The sequence below is a fragment of the Methanobacterium sp. genome, assembly GCA_039666455.1.
Lineage (GTDB): Archaea > Methanobacteriota > Methanobacteria > Methanobacteriales > Methanobacteriaceae > Methanobacterium_D.
Genome location: JAVSLW010000016.1, coordinates 39,908 through 66,438, shown reverse-complemented (window position 1 = coordinate 66,438; position 26,531 = coordinate 39,908). Strand labels below are relative to the sequence as shown.

36 protein-coding genes and 1 pseudogene are annotated in these 26,531 nt (G+C 34.1%); 15 read left to right on the top strand and 22 right to left on the bottom strand.

The annotated features are described in order from the left end of the window. From PQ963_05705 to PQ963_05675, 7 genes are all read left to right on the top strand, one after another. Positions 1-209, top strand: a 209-nt coding sequence (locus PQ963_05705; protein ID MEN4029160.1) for a hypothetical protein, incomplete at its 5' end; no start/stop codon positions are given. 11 nt (positions 210-220) lie between these two features. Then, the gene (locus tag PQ963_05700) at positions 221-1,135 is read left to right on the top strand and encodes a hypothetical protein (protein ID MEN4029159.1); all 915 of its coding nucleotides are present in this window, start codon (positions 221-223) and stop codon (positions 1,133-1,135) included. A gap of 1 nt (position 1,136) precedes the next feature. Next, a complete protein-coding gene (locus PQ963_05695; GenBank protein ID MEN4029158.1) occupies positions 1,137-1,886 on the top strand; it encodes a hypothetical protein in 750 nt (249 codons plus the stop codon). A gap of 5 nt (positions 1,887-1,891) precedes the next feature. Next, complete coding sequence (locus PQ963_05690) at positions 1,892-2,167, top strand: hypothetical protein (GenBank protein MEN4029157.1); 276 nt, start codon at positions 1,892-1,894, stop codon at positions 2,165-2,167. 19 nt (positions 2,168-2,186) lie between these two features. Next, the gene (locus tag PQ963_05685; protein ID MEN4029156.1) at positions 2,187-2,375 is read left to right on the top strand and encodes a hypothetical protein; all 189 of its coding nucleotides are present in this window, start codon (positions 2,187-2,189) and stop codon (positions 2,373-2,375) included. Next, positions 2,356-2,958, top strand: a complete 603-nt coding sequence (locus tag PQ963_05680) for a PrsW family glutamic-type intramembrane protease (GenBank protein MEN4029155.1) — start codon at positions 2,356-2,358, stop codon at positions 2,956-2,958. Before PQ963_05685 ends, PQ963_05680 begins: the two co-directional genes overlap by 20 nt. Positions 2,959-3,072: 114 nt before the next feature. Next, positions 3,073-3,723 carry an exopolysaccharide biosynthesis protein gene (locus PQ963_05675; protein ID MEN4029154.1) on the top strand — a complete coding sequence of 217 codons (651 nt, stop codon included), beginning with the start codon at positions 3,073-3,075 and terminating at the stop codon, positions 3,721-3,723. Positions 3,724-3,727: 4 nt separating this feature from the next. On the opposite strand, the gene PQ963_05670 is transcribed toward PQ963_05675, so the two are convergent. From PQ963_05670 to PQ963_05655, 4 genes are all read right to left on the bottom strand, one after another. Further along, positions 3,728-4,651, bottom strand: a complete 924-nt coding sequence (locus PQ963_05670; GenBank protein ID MEN4029153.1) for a response regulator — start codon at positions 4,649-4,651, stop codon at positions 3,728-3,730. Between the two features lie 42 nt (positions 4,652-4,693). Next, a complete protein-coding gene (locus PQ963_05665; protein ID MEN4029152.1) occupies positions 4,694-5,641 on the bottom strand; it encodes a ribonuclease H-like domain-containing protein in 948 nt (315 codons plus the stop codon). Between the two features lie 247 nt (positions 5,642-5,888). Beyond that, complete coding sequence (gene minD / locus PQ963_05660; GenBank protein ID MEN4029151.1) at positions 5,889-6,686, bottom strand: cell division ATPase MinD; 798 nt, start codon at positions 6,684-6,686, stop codon at positions 5,889-5,891. A gap of 172 nt (positions 6,687-6,858) precedes the next feature. Further along, the gene (locus PQ963_05655; protein MEN4029150.1) at positions 6,859-8,013 is read right to left on the bottom strand and encodes a DUF763 domain-containing protein; all 1,155 of its coding nucleotides are present in this window, start codon (positions 8,011-8,013) and stop codon (positions 6,859-6,861) included. 276 nt (positions 8,014-8,289) lie between these two features. Here PQ963_05655 and PQ963_05650 point away from each other — a divergent pair, with 276 nt between their 5' ends. Beyond that, on the top strand, positions 8,290-8,598 hold the full coding sequence (locus tag PQ963_05650; protein ID MEN4029149.1) for a hypothetical protein: 309 nt from the start codon (positions 8,290-8,292) through the stop codon (positions 8,596-8,598). On the opposite strand, the gene PQ963_05645 is transcribed toward PQ963_05650, so the two are convergent. From PQ963_05645 to PQ963_05610, 8 genes are all read right to left on the bottom strand, one after another. Continuing rightward, positions 8,583-9,443, bottom strand: a complete 861-nt coding sequence (locus PQ963_05645) for a DUF1932 domain-containing protein (protein MEN4029148.1) — start codon at positions 9,441-9,443, stop codon at positions 8,583-8,585. The two genes, PQ963_05650 and PQ963_05645, sit on opposite strands and share 16 nt — an antisense overlap. Positions 9,444-9,462: 19 nt before the next feature. Continuing rightward, positions 9,463-10,074, bottom strand: a complete 612-nt coding sequence (locus PQ963_05640) for a cytochrome c biogenesis CcdA family protein (GenBank protein ID MEN4029147.1) — start codon at positions 10,072-10,074, stop codon at positions 9,463-9,465. Positions 10,075-10,092: 18 nt separating this feature from the next. Next, positions 10,093-10,518 carry a thioredoxin family protein gene (locus PQ963_05635; protein MEN4029146.1) on the bottom strand — a complete coding sequence of 142 codons (426 nt, stop codon included), beginning with the start codon at positions 10,516-10,518 and terminating at the stop codon, positions 10,093-10,095. A gap of 49 nt (positions 10,519-10,567) precedes the next feature. Beyond that, positions 10,568-11,428, bottom strand: coding sequence for a DUF89 domain-containing protein (locus PQ963_05630; protein ID MEN4029145.1), 861 nt, complete (start codon positions 11,426-11,428; stop codon positions 10,568-10,570). 29 nt (positions 11,429-11,457) lie between these two features. Continuing rightward, a complete protein-coding gene (locus PQ963_05625; protein MEN4029144.1) occupies positions 11,458-12,468 on the bottom strand; it encodes a site-2 protease family protein in 1,011 nt (336 codons plus the stop codon). An 85-nt stretch (positions 12,469-12,553) separates the two neighbouring features. Next, complete coding sequence (locus PQ963_05620; GenBank protein MEN4029143.1) at positions 12,554-12,754, bottom strand: MoaD/ThiS family protein; 201 nt, start codon at positions 12,752-12,754, stop codon at positions 12,554-12,556. A 7-nt stretch (positions 12,755-12,761) separates the two neighbouring features. Next, positions 12,762-13,682 carry a TIGR00269 family protein gene (locus tag PQ963_05615; protein ID MEN4029142.1) on the bottom strand — a complete coding sequence of 307 codons (921 nt, stop codon included), beginning with the start codon at positions 13,680-13,682 and terminating at the stop codon, positions 12,762-12,764. Between the two features lie 296 nt (positions 13,683-13,978). Beyond that, positions 13,979-15,547, bottom strand: a complete 1,569-nt coding sequence (locus PQ963_05610; GenBank protein ID MEN4029141.1) for a dihydropteroate synthase-like protein — start codon at positions 15,545-15,547, stop codon at positions 13,979-13,981. 323 nt (positions 15,548-15,870) lie between these two features. On the opposite strand from PQ963_05610, the gene PQ963_05605 reads away from it, so the two are divergent. The 7 genes from PQ963_05605 (at position 15,871) to PQ963_05575 (ending at position 21,255) form a co-directional block, all read left to right on the top strand. Then, a complete protein-coding gene (locus PQ963_05605) occupies positions 15,871-16,422 on the top strand; it encodes a pyruvate ferredoxin oxidoreductase subunit gamma (protein MEN4029140.1) in 552 nt (183 codons plus the stop codon). Positions 16,423-16,426: 4 nt separating this feature from the next. Then, entirely contained in the window at positions 16,427-16,675 is a 249-nt protein-coding gene (locus PQ963_05600) for a 4Fe-4S binding protein (GenBank protein ID MEN4029139.1), read from the top strand. Between the two features lies 1 nt (position 16,676). Beyond that, positions 16,677-17,828: a pyruvate ferredoxin oxidoreductase gene (gene porA, locus PQ963_05595; GenBank protein ID MEN4029138.1), complete on the top strand. Its 1,152-nt coding sequence runs from the start codon at positions 16,677-16,679 to the stop codon at positions 17,826-17,828. Further along, positions 17,825-18,718 (top strand): pyruvate synthase subunit PorB, encoded by an 894-nt coding sequence (gene porB, locus PQ963_05590; GenBank protein ID MEN4029137.1) that lies wholly within the window; start codon positions 17,825-17,827, stop codon positions 18,716-18,718. Before porA ends, porB begins: the two co-directional genes overlap by 4 nt. Before the next feature lie 202 nt (positions 18,719-18,920). Further along, positions 18,921-19,826, top strand: coding sequence for a hypothetical protein (locus PQ963_05585; protein ID MEN4029136.1), 906 nt, complete (start codon positions 18,921-18,923; stop codon positions 19,824-19,826). Between the two features lie 33 nt (positions 19,827-19,859). After that, complete coding sequence (locus PQ963_05580) at positions 19,860-20,435, top strand: phosphatase PAP2 family protein (GenBank protein ID MEN4029135.1); 576 nt, start codon at positions 19,860-19,862, stop codon at positions 20,433-20,435. Positions 20,436-20,742: 307 nt separating this feature from the next. Further along, positions 20,743-21,255 carry a hypothetical protein gene (locus PQ963_05575; protein ID MEN4029134.1) on the top strand — a complete coding sequence of 171 codons (513 nt, stop codon included), beginning with the start codon at positions 20,743-20,745 and terminating at the stop codon, positions 21,253-21,255. A 17-nt stretch (positions 21,256-21,272) separates the two neighbouring features. Here PQ963_05575 and tsaA read toward each other — a convergent pair whose 3' ends face one another. The 10 genes and pseudogenes from tsaA to PQ963_05525 form a co-directional block, all read right to left on the bottom strand. After that, positions 21,273-21,668 carry a tRNA (N6-threonylcarbamoyladenosine(37)-N6)-methyltransferase TrmO gene (gene tsaA, locus PQ963_05570; protein ID MEN4029133.1) on the bottom strand — a complete coding sequence of 132 codons (396 nt, stop codon included), beginning with the start codon at positions 21,666-21,668 and terminating at the stop codon, positions 21,273-21,275. Between the two features lie 56 nt (positions 21,669-21,724). Further along, entirely contained in the window at positions 21,725-22,561 is an 837-nt protein-coding gene (locus tag PQ963_05565; GenBank protein MEN4029132.1) for a UbiA family prenyltransferase, read from the bottom strand. 323 nt (positions 22,562-22,884) lie between these two features. Then, positions 22,885-23,793, bottom strand: a pseudogene (gene ftsY, locus PQ963_05560) (signal recognition particle-docking protein FtsY). Between the two features lie 161 nt (positions 23,794-23,954). Further along, positions 23,955-24,389: a prefoldin subunit alpha gene (gene pfdA / locus PQ963_05555; GenBank protein ID MEN4029131.1), complete on the bottom strand. Its 435-nt coding sequence runs from the start codon at positions 24,387-24,389 to the stop codon at positions 23,955-23,957. A 9-nt stretch (positions 24,390-24,398) separates the two neighbouring features. Continuing rightward, on the bottom strand, positions 24,399-24,623 hold the full coding sequence (gene rpl18a / locus PQ963_05550) for a 50S ribosomal protein L18Ae (protein MEN4029130.1): 225 nt from the start codon (positions 24,621-24,623) through the stop codon (positions 24,399-24,401). Next, positions 24,620-25,294 (bottom strand): translation initiation factor IF-6, encoded by a 675-nt coding sequence (locus tag PQ963_05545; GenBank protein ID MEN4029129.1) that lies wholly within the window; start codon positions 25,292-25,294, stop codon positions 24,620-24,622. Before PQ963_05545 ends, rpl18a begins: the two co-directional genes overlap by 4 nt. Positions 25,295-25,304: 10 nt before the next feature. Next, positions 25,305-25,550 carry a 50S ribosomal protein L31e gene (locus PQ963_05540; GenBank protein MEN4029128.1) on the bottom strand — a complete coding sequence of 82 codons (246 nt, stop codon included), beginning with the start codon at positions 25,548-25,550 and terminating at the stop codon, positions 25,305-25,307. 12 nt (positions 25,551-25,562) lie between these two features. After that, positions 25,563-25,721, bottom strand: a complete 159-nt coding sequence (locus PQ963_05535) for a 50S ribosomal protein L39e (GenBank protein MEN4029127.1) — start codon at positions 25,719-25,721, stop codon at positions 25,563-25,565. Between the two features lie 125 nt (positions 25,722-25,846). Beyond that, the gene (locus PQ963_05530) at positions 25,847-26,101 is read right to left on the bottom strand and encodes a type II toxin-antitoxin system HicA family toxin (protein ID MEN4029126.1); all 255 of its coding nucleotides are present in this window, start codon (positions 26,099-26,101) and stop codon (positions 25,847-25,849) included. Further along, positions 26,094-26,315: a type II toxin-antitoxin system HicB family antitoxin gene (locus PQ963_05525; protein MEN4029125.1), complete on the bottom strand. Its 222-nt coding sequence runs from the start codon at positions 26,313-26,315 to the stop codon at positions 26,094-26,096. The genes PQ963_05530 and PQ963_05525 overlap by 8 nt, the downstream gene beginning before the upstream one ends. Positions 26,316-26,531 lie beyond the last annotated feature (216 nt).

Genomic DNA, 26,531 nt, shown 5'->3' with positions numbered 1-26,531 from the left:
TTGGGATTGTTGTTCAAAATTACTGGCCCGGGTTTTCCCCAAGCGAGCATCCAATTGAAAGATTGTTTATCCTGTTTGTTAGTGGAGTAATAGCTTTAACAGTTTATAACCTGATAAAAGGAGATGAACCTGAAATTAAGGAAAAACAGGGAATTACAAGTAAAGAGATTTCTAAAATGCTTGCTGAGAAAAGAAATAAGGGAAATTAATCCTGATTAATTTGAGTCCTAAGACTTGGATTGAGACTATTGCTGGTAGGCTTTCTAAGTCTTCCTGGATTCGGCGTAAGGGTTTACAACTTAAAATTGAAGTTTATGATAAATTAAAGCTTTGGGGTAAAATAACCTCTAAAGATATTAAAAACATTGTTGGTAATGGTATTAATACACTGTGGAAAGGTGCAAAAGGTGGGATTGATTCACTGTTAGATGTTTTCTCCAAAATGACTCCTCAAGCAGTTAAAAAATGGGTGCATACTTCTCCATGGAGGATGAGAACTTTTGGCTGGCTTAAAAATTTAACCAGTAAAAAGGTTTATAAGGATATTCATGGTGTTTTAAGTCCGTTTATTAAAAGAAATTTAGCGCTTCGTGGTGTGTATGATGCAGCTCGAAAAGTTGATGAAACAGTTAAAAAAATTCCTGAAATAACAAAAAAAGCAGTGAAGACAGCTAAAGAAATAACCAGAACAGCTAAAAAAACAGTTAACAAAGCTGTAAATACAGTTAAGAAGGCTGTAAATAAAGTTGTTACCACTGCTAAGAGAGTAGTTAACAAAGCCGTGAACACCGTGAAAAAAACTGTCAAGAAAGCTGTTACCACAGTAAAAAAGACAGCCCAAAAAGTGGTCACCAAAGCTAAAACAGTTGCCAAGAAAGTTGTTACCACAGTAAAAAAGACAGCCCAAAAAGTGGTTAATAAAGCTAAAACAGTTGCCAAGAAAGCAGCGAACACTGTTAAAAAAGCAGCTAAGAAAGCTGTTAATACAGCTAAAAAAGCAGTTAAAAGAGTAACCAAGACAGCTAAAACAGTTGCCAAGAAAGCTGTTAATACAGCTAAAAATACAGGGAAACAGATTTATAACGGTGCAAAAAAGGCGTGGAACGGATTTAAAAAATGGATAGGGTGGAGATAATATGGGTTTGTGGGAATATATTGAATGGGATATTGATGAGGAAAAAGAGAGAAACAGAAAAAATGCAGAGAAAATATTAAGAAGCTTCCCTGATGTGGGAGGGTTAAAAGAAGTTCTTGACGATGTGCAGTCTTTAATGGATTCTGAAGTTTATGGAAGAATGTATAAGGCTAGTGAGATGGATCCTGAAGAAATGTCATCTTATTTAGAATCTGCAGATGAGCTTTTGAAATTAAGACAGGTTAAACTTGCTTCTGAAATTCTTAAGGATCCTCCTCTTTATGTGGCATCTTTAACAGGCGTTATTATTTTCTCGCATTTTAAAGCAACTTTTGGAGGTTTAATTCCGGAAATAGATTCTGCTTATGTACAAAGAAAATTGAATCATAAAGACACCCTGAGGGAGCATGCTATTTTAGAACGCTTAATGTCTCTTTTAGACGATTTTGACAAACCTAAAGATTACCCGGCACCTGATGAAGAATTCTACCAGAAATTAAAAAAGATCAAATGGGATAAACAAGGCAAAAAACTCTTCAAAAAGATAGATAGAATACGCGGAGATATTGGGGTTGTTAGATGGGTTTCTGACTCAAGTACTTTTGAGACTGGTGAGAATTATTCTTTAACCTTCCTTGCAGCCTGCAACGCTGTGAACCATACCCGCGACAAAATATTAGCAGAAGACGTGGTAGTGGCTTATAAAACCTATTTGAAACTTTTAAATACTGATATTAGTAAGTTGATGTGATTGTTATGAATTTGAGGAAAGTTATTGCAGGAATTATTGGATTTTTAACTTTTATTGGAGTAATTGTTTTGATTGGGATTGTTGTTCAAAATTACTGGCCCGGGTTTTCCCCAAGCGAGCATCCAATTGAAAGATTGTTTATCCTGTTTGTTAGTGGAGTAATAGCTTTAACAGTTTATAACCTGATAAAAGGTGATGAACCTGAAATTAAGGAAAAACAGGGAATTACAAGTAAAGAAATTTCTGAAAAGCTTGAAGAAATGAGAAATAAGGGAAATTAAATTTCCGGGATTTATAAACTTGAATTACATAGCTTTTGATTCATTTGCCAGCAATTTAGTGGAAGGGAGGATGGTTCCTGAATTATCTTCATCAATACCAGATAATCCTCCAGAACCTATGAATCCTCCTGTAAACCCCATAAATAGAAGTAGCAAATCACTTAGAACATGTTTGTTAGGAGACCCCTATGCCGCCTACTCAAGATAATGAAACAGATATCTATACTGAAAAGGTAATTATCGAATCACATCGCCCTGATTTTAAAGAAAAAATTTTCTTTTTAATTTCTGGAGTAATAGTCAGTATTCCAATAACACTTTTTTTTCAGACATTTGCTGTAAATCTATTAACTTTTTTACCTCTTTTTATAGCAGAAACTGTGTTAATTGTTGTTTTTGCTCCAATCATAGAAGAATTTGCCAAAGCTTATCCTCTATTCTATCGACATGGAGAAACTGGAAGATCTATCTTTATTCTGGGATTTCTGGTTGGTTTAGGATTTGGTATATCCGAGTTTTTGGTTTATGTTTTTATATTGGATGTGCCAGTATTATTGAGGTTTCCTGGAATTTTATTTCATGCTGCAAGTGCTTCAATCATTGCATATGGTATTTCAAAAAGGCAACCAGTTAAATATTATTCTCTTGCAGTAGGATTACACTTCTCCAATAACTTTGCAGCAATTTTTGATCCGGGATTTACCGGTTTTTTAGTTGTAAATATAGTCACCTATTATCTTTCGTGGAAATTTTATGGTAAAACATCAGAAAGGCTCATTAACTCAAATTAAATTTCATAAACACGGCCAAAATTGATAGAATTTTGTGTGCATTAAAGATAAACCATAAAGAAAATATATTTAAAACTAAAAGAAAATTAATTAAATCTTATTGAGGTTAGTAATTTGTCCAAAACAGTGAAATCAAGCATCTTTTTTTCAGATGCTCTATCTCAAATTTCCAATGAAAACTTTCCAGATTATATAACTTTAGAAGAATTTTTAGAGATTGCAGGATATCGTGGAAGGTTTATTTCATGCATGGTGCTGGCCACTCCCTTTTTAATTCCTGTATCTATCCCGGGATCAAGTATCCCTTTTGGAATAGCGATAATGTTTATTGGAATAAGCGTTATTTTTAACAAATTTTTAATGCCCAAAAAAATCTTAAGATATAAAATACCCCGAAGTACTGCCATAAATATATTAAAAGGTAGTATTATGGTTTTAAAAAAATTTGAGAATGTACTCAAACCACGTGCTCAGATGTTGACCGACAGGTACTCTATGAATGTAATTAATGGTATTTTATTAGTGTTCAGCGCTTTTTTACTTATGCTTCCCTTACCTATTCCTTTAACAGATACTTTACCTGCTTATTGCATATTTCTGCTTTCTGCAGGTATCCTTGAAAGTGATGGTTATTTTATAATGATAAGTTATGCTCTAATTATTGTTACAGCCCTATATTTTGGTTTAATGTTTTATATAGGGTTTGAAGGACTATTAATTATTTTATCTCATTTTGGTTTGAATTTGCAGCATTTTTATATCTGAATTTTTAAAATTCAGCATCACTAATATCTGAAAAAATGGATATTCCCATTATTATTTTTCCTTTTTCATTTCTTATTGGAATAGAACTGTTGCTTATAATGCTTTCAGAACCATCGTCCCTTGAAACAACAATTTTTTGATCTTCAATTTCTTCCCCATTTTTAATTGAGCGGGTAAGGGGCCAATCTTTAAGTTCGTATGGTTTTCCATCTACATGTGAACCATTATAATAACAATATTCAGCTAATTCATCTGTTTCAGCGCAATCTTTCCATATTTCATCCAATTTTTTGTTTTTTATAATAGGTTTACCTGAAGATGCGTCCACGATGAGTATACCTACTGGAAGTTTATTTATAATGGTATTCAGTTTAAATTTCTCGATTTTTAGATTTCCAAGTGCATTGTCAAGCCTGCTTTCCAGCAATTTACATTCATCCATTTCTGATTTTAACTTTAATTCTGTTTCTTTTAGTTCTTCTTCATGCCATTCAATTAATTTTCTTAGATCTTTTTGGGTTTTCATGAGCTGTTTTTCAATTTTTTTACGTTCCATAGCATAATAAATTGATCGAACAAGTATTCTACCGTCGATTTCACCTTTAATCAAATAATCCTGAGCACCTTCCCGAACAGCCCTTACAGCGACTTCTTCATTTCCAAAACCACTTAAAATAATGATTGGTAATTCTGGAGCCTGATCATAGGTCCTGATAAACGTATCAAATCCCCGACTATCTGGTAAATTTAAATCCAAAAGTATCAGGTCAAATGCGTCTATAAAAAGTTTTTCAAAACCGGTTTTAAGTCTATTAACATGTGTTAACTGGAATGGAATTTTTGAGGTTTCCTTTAACATTTCTCTGATGATTACAGCGTCTTCTTTACTATCTTCAATTAAAAGAATTTTAATAGATTTAGATTGCATGTTTACGCTCCTGTATGTATTTAACTTTGAGTTAAAGCTATTTTAGTATTCTGCATGTTGTTCATGTAATTTGGAAAATATCATTGCTAACGTAATTATATCTTGCTGGTTGTGTTCGATTATAGGGATTAAAGGTCCTGCATTCCCTGTTTTTGCATAGGTTTCGTAAAATTCAGGTACTAAACTACCCGGAATATCATTTTCTCTTATAATATTAAATAAGTGTCTTTCTATTGTGGTTAATTTACAATTCGTTAATTCATTGCCCCACTGCCTTCTGGAGTAGTGCAGCATGTCAAAATGAGGATGATTTAAGCTTTTATTTATTTTGAAATGGTTCATTCTGTTTTTTATAAATGGAAGATCAAATGTTTGACCGTTAAAAGTTACAAATACACTGTTTTCATTGATATTTGAAAGAAAAGCATCTAAACTAGCGTTTTCTTCACCAGCATTTCTTGATAAATACTGATTTACGGTGATTTTGTTTTTAGATATTTTAGCAAGTCCTAAAAGGATCAGGGGCCTGTTAAATAATCCTAATGTTTCAATATCCAGAAAAACATAGTCCCCATCCTCGCTTAAACTTGAAGAAAATAAGATTAAGGGGTGTGATTTAGGATAATAAGCTGAAATCCAATCCTCAATTTCACATTTATCATGGTCACATACTATTTCCAGGAATCTTGATGCAGCTTTGCCAAATCTTTCATGATCTATCAGGTCTTCAATGGTTTTATAGCCGTTTTCTTTTAATTTTTGCTCTTTGGCTTCTCCAATTCCCTTTATAACCTTTAAATCACTTAAAATTTTATTTTTAGCTTTTTTTGGACTTAATGTATCAAAACTTATTTGAGAATCGGTTTTTATACTGTAACATAATCCACTGGATGTTTTAATTTCGCTACCCTTAATTAAATCATCGAAAAGTATCCCATCATTTTCTATTAATAGTTTTTCCTTTAATTTATATGCATTTTCGTATTCCATGTGGTAATACCTATTATTTTTAGTTATAAGTCATTATTAATGTAATTTTATTTTAAATCAGTATTAACACCTGATCTTTTTCTATTTTGTACATAGAGATAATAAAACATTTCTTTTGTTCAATTATTTAATAACCATGTTGCAGAGGAGGTATATATAGTTAGCTTATTAATAAATTTTAATCAGTAATGTCTTAAAAATTGGACACTGAATTATTTGAAATACACTTTAAAAAAAGATTAAATGATCATGACCTGTTTACATTAATATATTTGCTATAAATGCTTTGAAGAAATTTAGTGACTATTCCTTTACCGGTTAAATCATTTTCACAGGAGTATTTTCCTATTATTATTGCTGCAAGGTTCATCAATGTTTTTGAGGTATCAGAATTAGGATGATCCAGTAAAATGGAACTTCCAGAAGCAGATGCAATATTTAGTTTTTGATCCTCGGGTATTGTTGAAAGCACAGGGACATCAAGAATTAACTCAATTTCAGAGGCTGTTAAAAATGTATTATCAGACATTCTTCTGTTAATAACCACTCCAAGGACATCTATACCTAACTTTTCTGCCACAATCTTTGTTTTTAAAGCATCACTCAGGGATGTAATTTCAGGAGTAGTTACAAGAATTAATTCATTTGACACTTCCAGTGCAGCCAGAGCATCTCTTTCAAGCCCTCCTGGCGCATCAATTAGAAGTATGTCAATATTTTCAGTTAAAGAGGCCAGTGTTTCTTCAAGTCTTTCCAGTTTCATATCTTTTAAACCGTAAAGCGACAGGCCAGATGGAACAATTTTAACACCTCCCGGGCCTTCATAAATTGCATTATGGATTATGTCCCGCCCTGAAAGTACTTCCTGTAAAGTAACAGGTTTATCTTCAAGACCAAGAATTAGTTCTAAATTTGCCATTGCTATATCCAGATCTAAAACTACAACATCTTCTTGATGTAGAGATAACGCTATTCCAAGGTTTGCAGCGATTGTAGTCTTTCCAACACCACCCTTTCCAGAAGCTACTACTATAACTCTTGCCATTCTTTCACCAGATTTAGATTATTCTATTATTATTCTAATAATCACAACCATATATCAATCCCCCAAAGTAATGTGATTATTTTCACAAAGGAGTGGCTATGGGATGACAAACAATTCTTTTTTGGATTCAAAAAAACATCGTTGAAATTTAAACGGCACTGATCCTTCTTTATTAACACTCATTCACACTAATAAATGATTCCAATCTTTTAATCGCATTATACTTATCTTTTTTATCCAGTTTAGCTTCATCTAATGCTTCTTTTAAAGCATGGATAGAGTGATCGTAAACTTCCCTATCAACTGGATAAGGAAAACCGTCCTTCCCACCGTGGGTGAAGCTGTATTTAACAGGATCTCTCCAGCTTGGCTCAGATCCATAAACCAGATCAGAAATTAAAGCCAGTGCCCTTATTTTTTTGGGCCCTATTCCTTCAAGCGAGATTAATTCTTCATAATTTTCAGGTTGCAGCTCGTATGCCTTTTTTAAAACTTTGAATTCGTTTTTACTCATATCCACGTCAAGCACAGGATGGTGTCCTGGCATTTTCATCTCTTTAAAATTTTTAGAGATATCTAAACGCACTGATATGTCAAGAAAGTCTGTAAGCAGTGTTTGAGATTTATTTTTAAAGTAGGGCTTTAAATGATCAGGATTATCGCATATAAGGTCTACACTTATATTCCTTGCCTCATTACTTTGATCTGATGTCATATTCAGTGTGTCTGAATTGGACTCATCACAGCAGATTGCACTGTGTGGTTCTTCTATAACTTTATCAATGGACTCAGAAAGCCAGTGATAACGTCGGGCATAGCTATTTTCATTATTTAATCCCTGCTGCACAACTGCCCAGTTACCATCTTCTGTAAAAAAGAATGAGTGGTGATATAAGCTGTAACCGTCCTGAATACATGAATTATCTATCTTTGCTGAAATACGGCTTGAATATTTAAGTTCATCAATCTTTTTTGAAGATAAGGAGAAAAAATCAGCGGATGTTTCAATATCCAAAGGTGTTTTTCTTGAATTTTTACCTTTCCCCCCTGCAATCATGATTCCGTGTTCTTGCGGATCAATTGCAAGCTTTAACGCACCACAGGTCGTGGTCGTGGTTCCTGAAGAATGCCAGTCAAATCCAATCACACATGAAAATGCCTGGAACCAGTGAGGATCTGAAATTCGTCTTAAAAATTCGTCAGCACTGTATTCATATAAAATAACGTCCAGTATACTCCCAGCTAACTTAACCATTCTGTTAAAGAGCCATCTCGGTGCGTGACCTCCGTGTAGGGGGAGGTTTGCTATTCCCTGTTTTGAACGCATTTTTATCTCACTTATCCCACTGATTTATCCTGTTAAAACTATTAGCCATAACTTTTCTTATTTCTATGTTGGATCTTCATAATAAAGAATTTTGTAAGAGTATGTGAAAAGTAATGAAAAGAGATTTAAATTTAGAAACTGAAATTAGTGTAATTTAAAAATAATCAAGAGAAGATTGAACTTTATTGGATAAGTTAAATTAAACATTCCTAAAATAAGTTACTTTTATATATTAGTTTGAAACTATTTAGATAAGAAGTTAATTTGGTGATTATTATGACAGATAATGAACTTAAAGCAATTGCAGTAAGAGTTTTCAGTAATTTAAAAAGCGTAGAGATTGCAAAGAATCCTGACGCTTCTGATAAAGTTGGAATGGACGTTAGAGATATTTTATTAGGATTTAATTCAAGAGAGTTTATGGCAAGCGCTCTGGATGTAATAAGCAGTAAAATGGAAACTAATAACAATGAAGAATCAGAACTGCTCCCCCTGGTCCTTACAAGAACCCCGATAATGACTTCCAATGGTCAGTGGTTTATAGAAATGGATGCAGACGATTTTACCCATTATTTTGCTGAATAATGGCACTGTTCTTTTTTTTTACTTCTTTTTCTTATCATGTCAAATATTTCAGCGTAATTTTCAGGTCTTTTTTCAAGTTCACCTAAATTTTCATAGAGTGTTTTGAAGAAATCCTGTGCAGCCTTACTCATTTTTGGATCTTCGCTTTCAGAAAGTGTTTCAATAACTTCTTCCATTTCTTCGTAACGTCTTTTTGCATGAAAGGAACTGCTAATAATTCTTGATACTGCAGAGTCTTTAAAACCTTCACCTTCTGTTTTTGAAATATATTTAAGCACTTCTTTGTCAATTCCAATGGAATAAGCTGAATAAAGAGTTTCAAAAAGCAGGGCTGAAATTCCCTTGGTAAATGAACTTCTTAACATCTTTAAAGCAGACGCCTGGCCAATTTCAGTCCCAATTACATCTATATTCATGCCATAATTGTTTAATCTGGTAAATTCATGGGCAAACCTGCCCGAAGCTATAATCTGAACATTTAAACCTGTTCTAACGCTTCCAATAATTGATGCGTCTACTGTTTTTCCATTTTTAATGAAAGAAAGTGCTTTTTTAGCTGTTACAGGCGAAATGTTATTTATATCCACATAAACTCCGTTAACATATTTTCCAACGACCTTCGCAGTCCTAATTGCTGCTCCGGGAGTTACAGCTGAAATTAAAATGTCAGAATTTTCTGCAAGTTCCCTGTTTGATCCACATAAATTTAAACCTGTTTCCTGTGCCAGTCTCTGTGTTCTGGGACTTCTCTTCTCAATACATGTACTTACTTCAACCCCATTCTTTAAAAGACCTGCTGATAATGTTGATGCAACTTCACCAAATCCTAAAAATCCCACTTTCATACTTACCCTCCCAGAATTTTTATATTAAGAGTTGTAACATGTAAATACCTGCAATTAAAATTATTAGTCCTGAGACAATCCTTATGTAGTTAGAATATTCAATCAGTCTGCTTAAATTAATTTTAGATGCCAGTAAAGATATTATAAATAATGTAAGTGAAAATCCTGCTGCAAATAATGTCAAATTCATCGAACTGTATAAAATATCGCCTGAAGATGCACTGTAGGCAATGATTGCAATTAAATAGGAACTATAGCATGGCGACCAGGCAAGGGAAGTTAAAAATCCCATAAGAAACGATTGAACATCCTTATTTCCATGTTTTACTGGCTCATACGAAATATTAAAGAATTTTTTATTTAAAATAAAGTAAATTCCAATCAATATTATGATTATTGCTGCTAAAACCCTAAAATAGTAAAGATAAAAGTTTACTGCAGCCGTGAAAACTGCTGTTAGAAAAATTATTACTGTAAAGATCAAGAAAAACCCCAGAACAAATGCTATTATCTGGGATGTTTTTTTCTCTAATAAGGAATATCCTATAACAACTGGGATTAAGGGTATTACACAGGGAGATAAAACCGATGCAATCCCTGCAAAAAATGAAATTAATGGGCCAATATCCATTTCTATCTCCCGAATGTACTACAATTGATTCAAAAGGCCTTTTGAATCAATGTAGCCTTCATACCGTTTAATTTCACTACCTTCCTGATTTAAAAATACCAGTGTAGGAATACTGTAAATTTTATAGTCTGATGCAAGCTGGGGATTTTTGTCCAGGTCTATTTTTACAGAAATGTAATTTTTACTCAATTTATCCTGAACTTCCGGATCAGAAAGGGTGTTTTCATCAAATACTCTGCACGCACTGCACCATGCTGTATAAAAATACACAAAGACTGTTTTATCAGTTTTTTTAGAGTCTTCAAAAGCTGAGTTTAAATCTGTGTACCATTTTACGCTGGAATTTTGTATTTCCACATTTTTTTGACTTTTGGGGGCTGAAGCTACATAGGCAGCTATTGCCAGAATGATAATAATTCCAATGATGACTGCTGATTTTTGCATGGTTATATTATTTATGGATATGGATATAAAATTTACGTTAACCAAAGGATTAGAGTTTTAAAACAACGTTATCCCCAAGATTTACACCAATATCCTTTGCAATTGGAGAGCATTTCACATTAAGTAGACAAAAAACAGGTTTATCTTCTAATTGCATTGAAGTTAAGCCTTCATAGTTTCCAAGACCCTTTGCTATAATCATGTCTGCATCATCAAAAATTTTCTTAAATTCTTCAGACACATCATCATAAATTATTCCAATGGAGTCAGTTCCAGTTGAAACAAGCTCTGCAACTTCATCAAGCCCAATTTGAACGGCGTCTTCAATGCATGCATCATTGAGTATTGGTTTTTCTTTTAATGCAACTTTGACATTTAAATCTACTTCTTTAAGCTTTTCTATGAGTAATTTATCAAAAACAATTTCGCCGTTGTTATCTGCAAGGTAAAGAACATTTTTAGAGGATTTAAGTTCATTTTCAAGATCTGGAACCTGATTTAATGCAATTTCTTTTTCTATATTTTCTATAATTCCATTTTCAATATCAAAATCAACCCCAAGCGCTCCAAAATCAATGATATTACCGCAAATAGCAGCTTTTATATATGTTTCAAGCCCATTCTTCTTTTTAAGTATTTCTTTAATTTTTGGAAGGAATTTCAAAGCTATTTCATTTCCTTTTTGTTTTTCTAAAAGATATGGATCATTATTTCCAGTCTTATCCTTTATAATTCGGTGTATTTTTGTTCCAATCTCATTTGAAACAGCTTCAGGACCAAAATCCCTGTAAATAACCTTTATAAGTTCTTCCATAACTTCCATTTTGACTGATTCATCGCAGGTTGCAAGATCAAGCGCTTCTTTGGCCTGTCTTAAAAAACAGGGTGCGCATTCGTAATAAACTTTCATATAAAACATCTCTTTTAACTTATTAATTATTATACAGCAATAAACGGCGCAGGAGATAGACAGAGTATAAATATAATAACTACAAGTACAGCTATTATTTTCCTGTTTTTACTGATTTTTGAAACATTGTCCAGTGCTCCCGGATGTTTTCTGGACATGAACATGATTATGGCCATTAAAATTGCCATCGGGATCCATCCAAGGAAAATAGTAACTCCAATCCCTATAACTGAAATTATTTGATGTATTTTTCCATTGAATAAGGACCTGGAAATGTGGCCACCGTCTAAAAATGCAACAGGCATTAGATTAATCATAGTAACGATTATTCCAACCCAGGCCGCCAGTATTAATGGGTTTAACTGGATATAATATCCTGCAGGTGCCCCTGAGCCAATAAAATATTCTATAATACCCATAAGAAGTGAAGGATAGAATATAATACTCGATCCAGTCTGTATTGGAATTATATCAGAAAAATAAAGACCAGTTACAAGAACAGGGATGGTAACTATTATCCCTGCAACTGGGCCGCTTGCTCCAAGGTCAAAAAGAGCATTTTTATGAGGTATTGCAGACTTTACATTTATAACAGCACCAAAAGTACCGATCAGTGTAGGTGCAGGTATAAAATAGGGTAATGTGGCTTTTATACCATGTTTTTTTGCAGCAAAATAGTGGGCAGTTTCATGAGTTCCAATTATTGCCAGAATAGCCAATGAAAACTCTATTCCTTCAATCAAACTTCCTCCACCGAAAAATGGCCATGCAAAAACCGTGGATATAAAAGTGGCCAAAAACAGGATAACATTTATATGAACCCGTGATTTACCATGTTCTGGCTTTTTAACAATGTTTATTCTATAATTACTATCATATTCCTCAATAAACGGTAAATATCCAATTTTATCCAGATCTTCAATTAACTGGAGAAAATTATTTCGATTGTAATCACAAACTATGAAATAAAATTCTTTCTCACCAGTATAGATGCTTTGAACTGTAAAATAATTTGCTACAATGTCTTTAATTATACCCACTTATCCACATCCAGATGGCCTGAATTATAAATATATATATTTAGTTTTAATGATCTATAAAATTTACTGAATAGAAAATATGATTTCAACCTCCATATATGACACGAATAACTTCAATCACGTCTTCATTTTTTAGATGTTCTTCATCCATGACGATTTCATTGTTCCGCTTAACTACAACAGTTTCTGAGGATATATCCATTAAATTCAGTACTTCTTTAATTGTTGAATTCTCTTGAATCTCTTTTTTTTCTTTTATTTTTCCATATATAACTGTAACTTCCATTTAATCACTATTCTAATTTTTTCAAAAACAAACAGGCTCTGCAAAGTTCATGAGAAGATGGTTCACCGCAGTTGATGCATTCACCCATGTTCGCATTTTCTCTAAATTCTTTTCGAATAACAGGCTGTATTTTATCAAAACCTTTAAGGGTTGAATACATTATTGTAGGCCGATTAACCGATAATTCTTTTATAAAACGTCCTATTTCTCCTCTAAAAGATTCTTTTGAGTAAGGACACTCATCAAAATGAACATCAAGCTCCCTGGCAATTACATATAACCCTATTTCTTTTTCAGGAATCTCGCGCAGAGGTTTAATTTTGACTGTGAATTTATCACTCATAGGTTCTGTTTTAGCTCCAATACGCATTAAATTATCTATATTTCCCTCCAGATAGTTCATTAATATTGCCTGGGTTTCATCGTCAAGGTTGTGGCCTGTGGCAATTTTTGTGGCTCCTTCCTCTCTTGCTATTCTATTTATAATCCATCTTCTAAAAACACCACAGTAAGTGCATGCCCCATGTTCCCGACGCCTGTCTGCCATTATATCGTCAAGATTTTTGCCAAAATAATCTTTAAATGATTCAATTCTATGATATATGCCTAATTCTTTTGTATTTTTAATTGCAATATCTACCCCATGTTTTCTATACCCTCCTATTCCTTCATCAATAGTTATTGCAAATAAATCAATTATATTACGTCTGTAAAGAGAATTAAGAATATCCAGAACCATTACACTGTCTTTTCCACCAGATAATGCAACTGCTACTTTATCTCCTTTTTCTATTAGCTTATTTTTTCTAATGGTCCTTAGAACTTTCCGGGTAGTGGATTCAATGAAACATTCCCTGCAAAGCATCTGTCCAGACGCTTTCCTCCTTATAATAACATTTTCACTGCCACATTTTGTACATTGTTTCATGATCAATACCTTCAATTGAACCCTTTAAAAAAGGGTTCATCCAAAAAGTTTCATCAAAATGATTGATACTTGTAATTTAATATTTAAGTCTTTGAAAGAACCCTTTAAAAAAGGGTTCATCCAAATTTTAATCGACCTATTGAAACTTTTAGAAAAAGTTTCATCAAAATGATTGATACTTGTAATTTAATATTTAAGTCTTTGAAAGAACCCTTTAAAAAAGGGTTCATCCAAATTTTAATCGACCTATTGAAACTTTTAGAAAAAGTTTCATCAAAATGATTGATACTTGTAATTTAATATTTAAGTCTCTGGAATAACGGAAAATCCTGAATATAATTTTTATTAAGTATTGCTGCTATTTCTGCCTTTTGCAGTTCAGCACCGAGATATGTTGCATGTTCAAGCCTGGATACAAGACCATTTTTAATTATTTCATCGTAAACGCTCTTTGCAGTTTTTCCTTTAATTATTAGGTCAGGTTTCATGCGAGTATAGTGAACTGCCCTAATAAAACCTTTTTCAGTCATTATCTTAAAGCTTCCCTGAGGGTCCTGGATGAATCTATAGTCTTCTACACCTTCTAAAAGAGGTGCATCTATTTCCTCAGTTATAGGTTCGCCTTTGCGCTTGTCTTTTAAGATTATCAGGTTAATACCAAGGTCCTTAGGTATGGAGCCTCTGTTTTTTGCAAGAAACATCATTTTTGATGAAACTGCAAGTTCATGGATGCTTCCAACTGTTTTACCGCTTTCTTCAGGCGAAAAAAGTATGCATGCACCAAGTTCCATTGCTATTCCAGAAAGCAGTGCATTGGCTCCCACTGAATCTGTGTCCATTAGTTCAGTTACATTTCCCACTCCAAAAAACAGGGGGGCTTTGTTACGTTTTTTAAATTCATGACAAGCTATTATTGATTCTACAATGCTCTTACTGTTTACAGGATCAAGTACAGGGTCTGCAATCACATCAATTCCGCTGCATTTTTTCATCAGTTCTTCAAGAGCATTTACACGTTCTTTGACTGTGTCAGGAGTCCAGTTTTTGCTGAAGTTAGTTGGAATAATAACTGCAGGGATATTTTTCTCTTTAATTAGGGGCAGAACTTCCTCATAATTTCCAAGATCAAGACTTAAAACCATGTCAACTCCTGATTCAACCGCTACCTTGATTTCAACGGGATTTAAGGTATCTATACTTACAGGAATGTTGTTCACCTTTTCTTTTAATGTTTTAACCATTTCTGGTATTTTATCGGCTCTGGTCTCTCCTGCAATCATTCCAATATCTATCATCTGTGCACCATTTTCAGCAAAATATCTGGCACGTTTAATTAATTCTTCCTTACTTAAAAGCGGTGCATTTGCAATTTCAGCAAGTACTCTCATTGGAAAGTCCTCTCCCACTGGAAGATTACCCACCAGAATGTTTTCAGGCTTTTTTAGAAGTTTTTTAACAGTCTTTTCGTCTTCTTCAAAGTCTTCAATAAACTTAAGCGCTCTTTTTTGAAGTTCCTCTTCAATTAACTTATCAGCAGGTTTTTTCGATGAAAGTTCTAATTTATCGGCCATATCCAGTACTATATCCAGGTCTGCAGCGCTTGTTGAACCCTTATATGTGGAAATTCCTGTTTCAATTTCTATTTCATTTACATCTTTACGAATAAGACCCGGTGTTATAATCATGTCAAACGAGGTTATATCTGGATCTTTAAGGTATCTAATCTCTTCAACTATTCTTTTAGGGGTTAAAAATGCTGCAATTGGAATATCTATTGTATGAACATGGACATCCTGTTTTGATTTTTTTGATACTTTCCCAACTGTGCTACTTGCAAGCTTTCCAGTTACTATGAGAACTTTCATAATTTACCTCTAAATTAGATTTTAAAATATTTTATCATTTGTATATCATTTGTATGAATATGGTATTTAGCTACTATTTCCTTAAAAAGATTTCTGGTTTTTTGGGGCTGTCAACTTATGGGCTTAAAGTTAGTTAAACAAATACTTAAATAGGAATTATATCATTTCAGGCTGAATTTTTAAATTTTATTCAAAAAGAGGAAGTAATTTATGGCCAAAAAGTTGGGGTTCCATCGGCTGAAAATTCCCGCCACCACAAAATATATAATGATGTGTAGACAATACACATCTATAATAATTAATAATGATAAATGGGTGAGAGAGTGGATGAAATAAGAATTCATGGTAGAGGAGGTCAGGGAGTGGTTACAGCCGCAGAAATTCTTGCACTATCTTCTTTAAAGGAAGGAAAGTATTGTCAGGCTTTTCCAGTCTTTGGTCCTGAAAAAAGGGGAGCTCCTGTAACTTCCTATGTTAGAATAAGTGATAACGAAATTAAAACAAGGACACAGATATATAATCCCCAATATGTGATAGTTTTAGACCCCACAGACATAAACGACCCTTCTGTGGATGTGGTTCAGGGAATGGATAATGGGACCGTAATTGCAAATACAAAAAAGCCTGTTGAATTTGAGGGCCAAAATACTCTAACAATAAACGCCACCAAACTTGCAATTGAAACTCTGGGAGCTCCTATTACAAATACTGCTATGATTGGAGCATTTTTAGCAGTATATGGTAATGTTTCACTGGATTCTGTTATTTCAGTTATATCTGAGAGATTTCCAGAGAAACTTGCCCACAAAAATATACTGGTGGTTAAAAAGGCATATGATGGAATGAAAAGGTGGTTATATGACAATAAATTATGAAAACATAATTGCAGGTGGTGTGCTTCCACCAGGAACCAGTGTGAAAAATAAAACAGGAAGCTGGAGGACACATAAACCAATTATTGACCATGAAAACTGTGATTTATGCCTTCTCTGCTGGCTTTATTGTCCAGACGGAGTAGTGATTGTTGAGAAGGATAATGTAACAATTGATTATGATTTTTGCAAAGGATGCGGGATCTGTGAAGTTGAATGTCCCATGGATGCTATAGAAATGATAGAGGAGATTTAAAATGCAGGGAATGACTGGGCACATGGCTGTTGCAACGGCGGTAAAAAATTCAAGTGTTGATGTGGTGGCTGGCTATCCAATTACACCACAAAGTGAAATTGTGGAGCTAATAGCAAAATTTATCGCAGACGGCAAGATGGATTGTGAATATATTCCTGTGGAATCTGAACACAGTGCATTAAGTGCACTAATTGGAGCTGGTGCCTGTGGTGTCAGGACATTTACAGCATCCTGCGGACCTGGTGTAGCCCTGTTTCATGAACTCATACCCTGTGCTGCAGGCCTCAGGTTGCCCATTGTTACAGCAATTACAAACAGGTCTTATTCTGCCCCAATATCAATATGGTCTGACCACACTGATGCCCTGGCTCAAAGAGACAGTGGAGCAATTCAGATGTTTTGTGAGAGCAATCAGGAGGCTCATGATTCCACAATAATGGCATATAAAGTGTGTGAAAATAAAAATGTATTACTGCCTTCACTGGTATCCCTTGATGGATTTATATTGTCCCATGTTGTTGAGGCTGTAAATCCGTTAAATAATGAAACAGTTGAAAGTTTTCTCCCAGAACTGGATTTAGAATACGTATTAGACTCTGAAAATCCTTACACATTAGGACCGGTTGCAGTTCCAGATGTCTACATGGAATTTAAATATCAGCAGGAAATGGCTATGGATAACGCCATGGAAGTTATAAAAAAAACATTTAAAGAATTTGAAAAGCTTACTGGAAGAAAATATGATTTAATTGAAGAATATCAAACCGATGATGCAGAAACTGTTATTTTAACGATAGGGGCAATAACCACCACTGCACGATTAATTGTAGATGAACTAAGAAAAAAGGGAAAAAAGGTTGGGTTGATTAAATTAAAGGTATTCAGACCATTTCCAAAAGAAGAATTGAAAAAAATACTTTCAGGATTTGAAAAAGTAGGAGTAATTGATAAAAATATAAGCTTTGGTTCAGGAGGTATTGTGGCTCACGAAGTTAAATCCTGCCTTTATGATCTGGAGGATAAGCCCACTGTAAAAAACTTTATTGTTGGATTGGGCGGTAGAGATGTAACTTATGACGATTTTAGAGCTATATTTAAGTTATTGGAAGATAGTAATTCAAAAGAAATTACATGGATAGGTGTTAATTTATGAAAATTACAGATATTCCAGAAGAAGAATATTTAGCACCGGGAGCAAGAGCCTGTGCTGGATGCCCGGAGCTCCTTGCATTGAGGTTGGCTTTAAAAATGTGTGGAAAAGATACGATTGTTGTCGTGCCCACCGGATGTATGGAGGTTATCACCTCAATATATCCTGAAACTGCCTGGCAGGTGCCATTTATACATGTTGCATTTGAAAATGCCGCCGCAGTTGCAAGCGGCATAGAAAAGGCCATGAAAAGAAAGAATAAAAAAACAAATATCATAGCATTTGCTGGAGATGGGGGGACTGCGGATATTGGTTTTCAAGCACTATCAGGAGCAGCAGAGCGAGAACACAACATCCTGTATATATGTACAGATAATGAAGCTTATGCAAATACAGGGAAACAGAGAAGTGGAACCACTCCTTATGGAGCATCAACCACCACCAGTCCTGCTGGAAAATACAGTATTGGAAAACCAGAAGAAAAAAAGAACATGCCATTTATTATGGCTGCACATGGAGCTCCCTACATTGCTACTGCATCAATAGGTTACCCACTTGATTTTCTAAAAAAAGTAGAAAAAGCATTATCCTTCGATGGATTCAAATACCTCCATGTGCATGTTCCATGCCCTACTGGATGGGGATTTCACGGTAAATATGGAATAAAAGTTGCAAAATTGGCTGTTCAGTCAGGATTATGGGCCCTTTATGAAATTGAAGATAAAGAATTTAGGATGAACTATAAAAACAAAAAAATACCTGTAACTGATTATTTAAATATTCAAAAGAGATTTAAACACCTTTCAGACATTGAAATTGAGCATATACAAAAAAGAGCAAATTACAACTGGAATGAATTAATAGAACATAACAATAAAAAAATCTTAATTTAATCTGCTGTTTTTAGTTCTCCATGCAAATTAAGGAAATCTTAGAGAGTGCTCTATGGAAAGGGATTCCAGTCAAAAAAACCCATTTTATCTCTATTTTTCTTCCAAACTACTTTGGAAAGTGCTGATTATTTTCGATTAATCAGAAATGTTTAAATATTATAGAGATTCAATCTTTTTTAATTATAAAAATGGACTGGTATTCATGATTTTACCCCTGAAAAATAGGATATTCTTTGCTTTTATAACTCTCATTTTAATTATCAGTTCGATTTCGCCAATTTCTGGTGCAGGACTCTGGGCTTCACCTCCAGAATTTAAATACAACCTGAATTCATCCCAAACAGTGACAGGAGAACTTTTAGCTCGAAATATTGGGAATGAAGATCTTGATGTTGTGGTAGAAAAGAAAAGGTTGCTTATGGACAGTATAAATCTTTTATATTCTGATAAAGGAATCGCAACATGGATTACAATCCTGAATAATGATACAAACTTCAAATTAAAACCTGGAGAATCAAGAACCCTCCAATTTAAGGTTACAGCACCAGAACAGATCAATTACTTTGATGCTGTAGGTGCATTACTCATAAGGGGAGTACCTGTTGAGTCTCAAAACAATAGCAGGATTAACATAAGACAGGGCGTAGAACTTGTAATTCCAATAGTTGTGGGCCTTCCAGGACCAATAATTGAATCATTACAGCTTTTAGATCATAAAGCTCCATCAGTGCTTCTAAGTTTCATGCCCGGAGATTTTGTGTATGAATTGAACAATAATGGAACAGTATTTGCAAATATGACAGGAAACATAGAAATCAGTGGTTTGATAAATAAACACAGCATTCCTATTGAAGGAGGGGTGTATCCTGAAGATAATTATACGATTATTAAAAAATGGGAACCGGAATTTTCTGATTTCGGAATTTACAACGCTAAAACCACCATTAACTATGGAAGATATCATGCTACACAGACTATTAAAACAGATGACACCATCATTGTTATTCCAGTCTGGCTTATAATCCTCATACTGGTGGCTTCAGGAATATGGATAATCAGAAAAAAGGAAATCGAGCCTCCAATCAGGATTAGAATTGAAAGAAGATAACTCCTTTTTTACCATAATAATCAAATGATAACCATGTTGGAACTATTGATTGCATCAAGCAGTACAGACATTCAAATTTTCTATTTAATTAATGTCTACATGCAAAACGTTCTTTTTAATGTTTTAATGCCCCTTATATCTGAAGCAGGTTATTTCAGCTTTTGGATACTTATTTCCATGTTAATTTTCATTCTTGGGGGAGAAAAAGGTAGAAAAATTGCTGTATTGTCCATAACTGCTCTTGTTGCAGGTTTTTTCATTACAGAAATTTTAAAAGTCATTGTAGCAAAACCCCGGCCTTATGAAGTACTTGAAGGAGTACATGTTTTAACTATTACCAAGGGTTATTCATGGCCATCAGGACATGCTATGGCATCTTTCATTGCTGCAACAATTTTTGGAAGGGAATATGTATTACCTTATTTTTTCATGTTTGCAGGTTTAGTTGCATTTTCCAGAGTCTACAACGGAGTCCACTACCCTTCTGATGTTGTTTCAGGTGCCTTAATTGGAATATTAATAGGATTACTGGTTTTAAGATATGAAGATAACGTTTTATCTGAATATAATAGCTTAAAGCGGTATTTAAAGTATAAAATAAGGTTATGAGGATGTTCTATAAGGTTCAGGATGATTTCATCTTTGAGCATCCCTTCGAAACATCTTAATTATTTTTATACCAGTACTATTATCTTAGAAAAATAGAAAGACTTATTAGATACATTGGTTTTATATAATAATGGCAAGGAGTATTTTCTGCTGTAATTATACCGCCTACAGTCGTTAATTTTACTCCTTGCCTTAATACTAAATGCTTAATTTAAATATCTTTATTAAATTTTAAAGATAATTGCAGATTATCCTGAATAAAACACTAAATTTAAAAACAAGTTCCAATATACAATAAAATGATAAAATGCCAATACTTAAAGATACAGAAAGGGAACAGTTACGACAGCTGGTCAAAGCATGTTTACTGGAGATAAGTAAATTAAAAATTGAACTTAAAAAATGCCAGAAAGAATCAAAGAACTCTATTAAACTGGAAAGGCATGTTAAGGAAAAAAACAATCAAATAGAAGATCTTAAAAATCTTTTAAACAAAAAAGAAGCACAGATAAACAATTTAAATGACATTATTAAACAAAATGAGGCTCAATTAGAGGAAAGTAAAAAGATCAGGCAATGTTTTGATGCGCTGACTGCACGTCCAAAAAAGGACCTCACTTCTTTTCAGTCCCAGATTTATCAGTTACTTGGTACAGATAAATGCACAGCCGAAGACCATTATAAACAAATAACCAGCATTGGATTTACAGAACTATCTATGGATAACTTTAACAGCATATTAAGGAATTTAGAGAGAAAAAACTATTTTAAATCATTAAAAGAAGATGGAACCATCTTTTGGAAAAAAATTGAAAAATGATTTCTAAGGGCTATTATTTATATACAGTCTGTTTCCGGCCAAAAAGGTTTAATATCAAGAAGAGGTGAACCATCGAGTGCATCTAACCATTTAACTGTCAAAACATTTCTTTCTACCTTAATCAGTTTAACCAAACACAGTGCAATAGGATTGGGTCGAACTGGAGATCTGATGGAAAAAACTCCTTTTTCTTCAGTTTTTCCGGGAGGAATTCCTTTTAATTTATCTCTTCGAGCCCTGTCCAACCAGTAAAGGACGTAGTAATATTTTTTAGATTCAATATTCTGTAAACCCTCTTTATATTCATCAAAAACGGTTATATAACTTAGTTCATCCGAATAACGACCTTGACGAGGAGCATCTTCTTTTTTCTTATATGGGGAGTTGATGATTCCAATTGGTTTAAGTTTCATAGATCTATATTTGACCACAAAATAATTAAAATTACGTTAATTCTAAAATGGCTTTTTTATGTTATTAATGGTAAAAACGGTGAACCGATTGCAAAAGCCAGAAATACTATCCCCATTCCTATTTTAATTCTTTTAGATACCACTGCAGAATTTTCAAATGATTGATCCTTTAGTAGTGAGATAGAGCAATCCATGAAAACTGAAATAGCAGCAAAAAGAACTGGAAGGTAAAATATAGTTAAAATTCCTGTAAAATAAAGGGCTGGACTGGTTGCACTTGCAGTTATCATGAAGGCTGCTGCAAGAATTGATGATGTTTTCATCCCGTAGGTTATGGGTAATGTTTTTGCCCCTTCCTTTTTATCTCCCACTATATCTTCCATATCTTTTACAATTTCCCTTGCCATGGTCATTAAAAATGCATAGAAACCTAAATAGATAGAAGTAAGGATTTCACCAACGACTATTCCCCCAAATACAAAACAAAGACCTGTAAGAAAGGAAACAGTGAAATTTCCAGTAAGAAGTTTGGTTTTTAGACTGTAAGCATAATATACAAGTAAAACCGAAGTTAAAAATGCTACGATGCCGGGTAATATACCTATTATAAATGCCACAATTGTCCCTGTAGCCAAAAGAGATAGTGAATATATTCCTGCAGCCTTTAAAGAAATTCTTCCAGAGGGAATGGGCCTTTCTGGCTTATTGATGGTATCAATTTTATGGTCAAAATAGTCATTTATTGCATTACCACCGCCAGTTACGATAAAAACCACAAAACACGCTAAAAACGCATCCAAAGTAAAATTTCCAGTAATAAGCATAACAAGGAGCACTGCTATAACTGCCATTACCGCATTTCCAGGCCTTATAATCTCTAAATATGCGTTCATGTAATCACTCTAAAATTGATCTGTTAAATTTTAAGTTAATATAATTTTCACGTGCACTTAAAAATTAAAGAGATTCTGCCTTTTAATTACAGAAATATACTTTAGATAAACTAAACAAGAAGAGTTTATTTTAAGCATTTATAGTAACCTGCAAACAATTAGTGCTTACAGCCCCTTCCTCTCTTACTTCCAGCTTTTCTGTAAGTCCTTTTTGGTCTTGTTCTAACTTTAGTACCCTTAACTTTTGCCATTCTATTCACCTCCCTGATTCATTGGTTTTTAAGAGTGTACTTGAAAATATTTTTAGATGCCTGTTTGTTTAACTAAACTAACTGATCAACCATCCATTCTGGTTTAAATTCCATTATATCCTCATATGATTGACCAACACCTAAAAAAAGTATAGGCTTATTAACCACGTAACCAATAGAAAGTGCAGCACCACCTTTTGCATCTGCATCTGCTTTGGTAAGAATTATTCCATCAATAGTTACAGCATCGTTGAATTTAGATGCCTGCTCCACTGCGTCATTTCCTGTAAGAGAATCACCCACATAAACTATAACATCAGGCTTTACAACACGCTTAATTTTTTTCATTTCATCCATGAGGTTCACGTTTGTCTGCATTCTACCTGCAGTGTCAATTAAAACTATTTCTTTTCCTTTAGCTTTTGCATGTTCAACAGCATCATAGGCCACTGCAGCAGGATCTGCGCCTTTTTTATGTTTTATTAGTTTTACACCAATATTTTCTGCATGATGCCCGATCTGCTCAATAGCACCAGCTCTAAAAGTGTCAGAAGCAGCAATTACTGGAGTATATCCTTCATTCATGAAAAAGGTAGCTATTTTAGCGATTGTAGTTGTCTTTCCAGTGCCGTTAATTCCAACAAACATGATTTTAAGTGGTTCCCCAGTTTTTCCTGCGTTTTCGGCCATTTCTTTAAGATCCAGAGTTTCAACGCCCAGTATTTCATATACTGATTTTCTAAGTGCTTCTCTTGTAAATTCTGCAACATCACTTCTTCTTTTAATTTTTTTGCCTACAAGATCCTCTTTTACTGAATTAATAATCTTTTCAGCTACTTCAAGGGCCACATCACTTTCAAGTAAAGACATTTCAAGTTCAAAAATTATGTCCTCGATATCTTTTTCAGAAATTGTTTTTTGAGTGACAAAAGAGAAGATTCCAGATTTTTCTTCTTCAAGCTTTTCAAGAGTTTCAGGTTCTATTTTTCTTTCTTCTGGAGCTTCGGAAACTTCAATATCCTCTGTTTCTTCCTCGCCTTGGAATTTATCACTTATTTTTTCCACTGTGCCTTTGAATTTCTTTTTTAGTGATTCAAACAAAATATCCACTTCCTTAATTTTCCAGAATTAAAAAACAAGGTTCATTGTTGTCCTGCTTCTCCAGCTTCAAGTTTCCTAAGCATTGCTTCTGCTTCCGGGCTTTTTCTTACAATGAAGTCGGTTAATTTCTGTATATCTCCACTCATTTTATTCATGAGCTCCTCTAACTCTTTTTTCTGTGAAGATATGCCTTCTTTAGCTTCACCGATGTTTCTTTTAGCAGCTGCGCCAGCCCCAAGACCCATTATGACCTTGTCGGTACTTTTAAGCTCGGTAATGATGAAAGAACCTGCTCCGATTGGTACAAATGTTTCAGTACCTTCTTTTCCTTCCATTGAATTTAAAGTCTCTTCAGCAGATGTTAATTCAGATAGTGAAGCTTTAACTGTTTCTATTTGCTGTTTTAAAATGTCCAGCTGGCTCTGGTACATGTTTATTTCATTTACCATCTGTTCGAGCTTTTGCCTATCATCCATGCGACCACCTCAGATCAGTGCTTTAACTACAGAGTCCTGTACTTCGTCTTTGGAGATTTCTTTAATTTCTTCTATGATTATTTTGTTTCTTTTAATTCCATGTTTACTTCCAAAGTCCGAATAAATCTTTTCGCGTATATGTTCTTCGTTTATAGCTTTTAACTCCTTAGTAAAAGGTTTTAAGCTATTTCCCATCATAAATTTACCTTGAATTCTAAATATTTTTGTTTTCATTCATATCCCTCAAGAAAACCTAATGCTTCTTCAATTCTTGCAAGTTCTGGGCCTGTTGTGTCAAGCCCCACAATAACACCGTTGGAATTCGCCACTGTGCATGCGCCAACAAGTTTAATACCTTTATTTACAGTTCCAATATCTGCAGGAGTTTTTAATACATCTTCTAACAATGCAAGTTCGTCTTCAGTTGCAGAAGGATGTGTTAATATCCCTTTATTCGTGGCTACAGCCACAGATCCTGTGATTTTGAAGTTAGCTATATTTCCTCGCTCTACTTCAACGTCTAAAACATCACTGATTACTTTAAGGGATTCACCAGAAAGCAGTGGATTTACAACTGCTCCAAAATCATTTGCAAGCACAATATTACCCACAGCTGTGAATTTATCAGGAATTCTTTCAACTTCCACTTCAAACTCTTTAATACTTTCTATTTCCCCATCAAGGGCGTAAGGTGATACTACAATTCCATTTGAATTTCCAGCAGCAAGTGCCCCGGCTAAATTGCTCCCACTAATTGGTGTTTTGATTACAGAAACTTTTAGAGTATCTGCTATCAAGTGTTCCAACGCCTCTTGTAAATTTGAAGGAACTATTGCAATTTTATCGGTTGCAGAAATTGCAACTCCAAGATTGGGGTTCCCATTTAAATTTGCTCTTCTAATCATTAAATTTCACCTATTCTACTAAGGTGACTGCAACTGTACCGTCTTCATCTTTAATGGCTTTAACTTTAATCTTTGGAGGTATTTTCTGGATTCCTCTTTCCCATATTTTTTCGTTAAGAGATGCATCAATTTTAACATCATCTGTTTTCATATGTCTTTTTATGAATTCTTTCACGTAACGAACTGCTCTTGGAGACCTGATAGTCCTTGGAACATTTTTTACTTCTTTTAATGGTATAACATAGACCCTTTCCATAATTGAATCTCCCTACACTTTTAAACTGTTTCTTCTCCAGTGTCTTCTGGCCTTCGGATGGCTCATTACTTTTCTACTGGTTTTAATCCGTACCCACACCGGTACGCTCCTACTTTGCCTGTTGGCTTTAGCAAGCCTTAATTTTTTAGCTAATGGTCTGTTTCTACTCATTTTTTCACCATGTTAGTTTTAATCACTCAAATTTTTCCATGTTTGTCTGCTCTTTTTTAACTTCAAAAAGATTTTCAGATAAGTTATTTATGGTTTTGTGTCCAAATCCACGAAGAGTAATGTATTCAATATGTTTTTGTCTTTTTATACTTTGAGTATGACCCTGAAAACTCATCTAAACTTATTTCCAAGTCTTCTCTAATTATTTTACGCAAAAGACCCTTAGGTATATCCTTGTTTCCATGTACAGGGACGGTAGTTACCCTTCCGTCCTTTGATCTCAATCTTACATGAGAACCTTTTGTTCTGATAACTCTGAAGCCTATGGATTCCAAAAACTTTACAAGTTCTCTGCCTTTGATTACAGGAAGTTTATGCATTCTGAACTATCTCCAGTTCCCTAAACCCTACAAACTTGTTAAGCTCCTCGACCTTTGTCTCCTCAAGGCACATTTCTATGACTTCCTTTATATTCTCTAATGCCTCATCTATGGTTTCACCGTAAGAATGACAGCCTTTAAATAGCGGACAACTTACGATGTAATATCCATCCTCGTCCATCTCAACAATTATTGGTAGATGTAGTTTTTCCATTTTTATACCTCCAATTGGATATACACATCTTTTATATTAAGACATTTCACCTAACGTTCCCTTCGCTGAATCCTTCTTATGAAAAGGAACTACAACTCTTCTTTTTGTTTCTGAGTGATAATAAATATGATGACTTCCCACCTGGAACATTTTTTACTTCTTTTAATGGTATAACATAGACTCTTTCCATAACTGAATCCCCTTAAACTTTTAAGC

Coding starts and splice junctions, on each gene's coding strand:
- PQ963_05695 (MEN4029158.1), top strand. CDS start 1,137: ATGGGTTTGTGGGAATATATTGAATGGGATATTGATGAGGAAAAAGAG.
- PQ963_05690 (MEN4029157.1), top strand. CDS start 1,892: ATGAATTTGAGGAAAGTTATTGCAGGAATTATTGGATTTTTAACTTTT.
- PQ963_05680 (MEN4029155.1), top strand. CDS start 2,356: ATGCCGCCTACTCAAGATAATGAAACAGATATCTATACTGAAAAGGTA.
- PQ963_05670 (MEN4029153.1), bottom strand. CDS start 4,651: ATGCAATCTAAATCTATTAAAATTCTTTTAATTGAAGATAGTAAAGAA.
- PQ963_05665 (MEN4029152.1), bottom strand. CDS start 5,641: ATGGAATACGAAAATGCATATAAATTAAAGGAAAAACTATTAATAGAA.
- minD (MEN4029151.1), bottom strand. CDS start 6,686: ATGGCAAGAGTTATAGTAGTAGCTTCTGGAAAGGGTGGTGTTGGAAAG.
- PQ963_05655 (MEN4029150.1), bottom strand. CDS start 8,013: ATGCGTTCAAAACAGGGAATAGCAAACCTCCCCCTACACGGAGGTCAC.
- PQ963_05650 (MEN4029149.1), top strand. CDS start 8,290: ATGACAGATAATGAACTTAAAGCAATTGCAGTAAGAGTTTTCAGTAAT.
- PQ963_05645 (MEN4029148.1), bottom strand. CDS start 9,443: ATGAAAGTGGGATTTTTAGGATTTGGTGAAGTTGCATCAACATTATCA.
- PQ963_05640 (MEN4029147.1), bottom strand. CDS start 10,074: ATGGATATTGGCCCATTAATTTCATTTTTTGCAGGGATTGCATCGGTT.
- PQ963_05635 (MEN4029146.1), bottom strand. CDS start 10,518: ATGCAAAAATCAGCAGTCATCATTGGAATTATTATCATTCTGGCAATA.
- PQ963_05630 (MEN4029145.1), bottom strand. CDS start 11,428: ATGAAAGTTTATTACGAATGCGCACCCTGTTTTTTAAGACAGGCCAAA.
- PQ963_05620 (MEN4029143.1), bottom strand. CDS start 12,754: ATGGAAGTTACAGTTATATATGGAAAAATAAAAGAAAAAAAAGAGATT.
- PQ963_05615 (MEN4029142.1), bottom strand. CDS start 13,682: ATGAAACAATGTACAAAATGTGGCAGTGAAAATGTTATTATAAGGAGG.
- PQ963_05610 (MEN4029141.1), bottom strand. CDS start 15,547: ATGAAAGTTCTCATAGTAACTGGAAAGCTTGCAAGTAGCACAGTTGGG.
- porA (MEN4029138.1), top strand. CDS start 16,677: ATGCAGGGAATGACTGGGCACATGGCTGTTGCAACGGCGGTAAAAAAT.
- porB (MEN4029137.1), top strand. CDS start 17,825: ATGAAAATTACAGATATTCCAGAAGAAGAATATTTAGCACCGGGAGCA.
- PQ963_05585 (MEN4029136.1), top strand. CDS start 18,921: ATGATTTTACCCCTGAAAAATAGGATATTCTTTGCTTTTATAACTCTC.
- PQ963_05580 (MEN4029135.1), top strand. CDS start 19,860: ATGTTGGAACTATTGATTGCATCAAGCAGTACAGACATTCAAATTTTC.
- PQ963_05575 (MEN4029134.1), top strand. CDS start 20,743: ATGCCAATACTTAAAGATACAGAAAGGGAACAGTTACGACAGCTGGTC.
- tsaA (MEN4029133.1), bottom strand. CDS start 21,668: ATGAAACTTAAACCAATTGGAATCATCAACTCCCCATATAAGAAAAAA.
- PQ963_05565 (MEN4029132.1), bottom strand. CDS start 22,561: ATGAACGCATATTTAGAGATTATAAGGCCTGGAAATGCGGTAATGGCA.
- pfdA (MEN4029131.1), bottom strand. CDS start 24,389: ATGGATGATAGGCAAAAGCTCGAACAGATGGTAAATGAAATAAACATG.
- rpl18a (MEN4029130.1), bottom strand. CDS start 24,623: ATGAAAACAAAAATATTTAGAATTCAAGGTAAATTTATGATGGGAAAT.
- PQ963_05545 (MEN4029129.1), bottom strand. CDS start 25,294: ATGATTAGAAGAGCAAATTTAAATGGGAACCCCAATCTTGGAGTTGCA.
- PQ963_05540 (MEN4029128.1), bottom strand. CDS start 25,550: ATGGAAAGGGTCTATGTTATACCATTAAAAGAAGTAAAAAATGTTCCA.
- PQ963_05535 (MEN4029127.1), bottom strand. CDS start 25,721: ATGAGTAGAAACAGACCATTAGCTAAAAAATTAAGGCTTGCTAAAGCC.
- PQ963_05530 (MEN4029126.1), bottom strand. CDS start 26,101: ATGCATAAACTTCCTGTAATCAAAGGCAGAGAACTTGTAAAGTTTTTG.
- PQ963_05525 (MEN4029125.1), bottom strand. CDS start 26,315: ATGGAAAAACTACATCTACCAATAATTGTTGAGATGGACGAGGATGGA.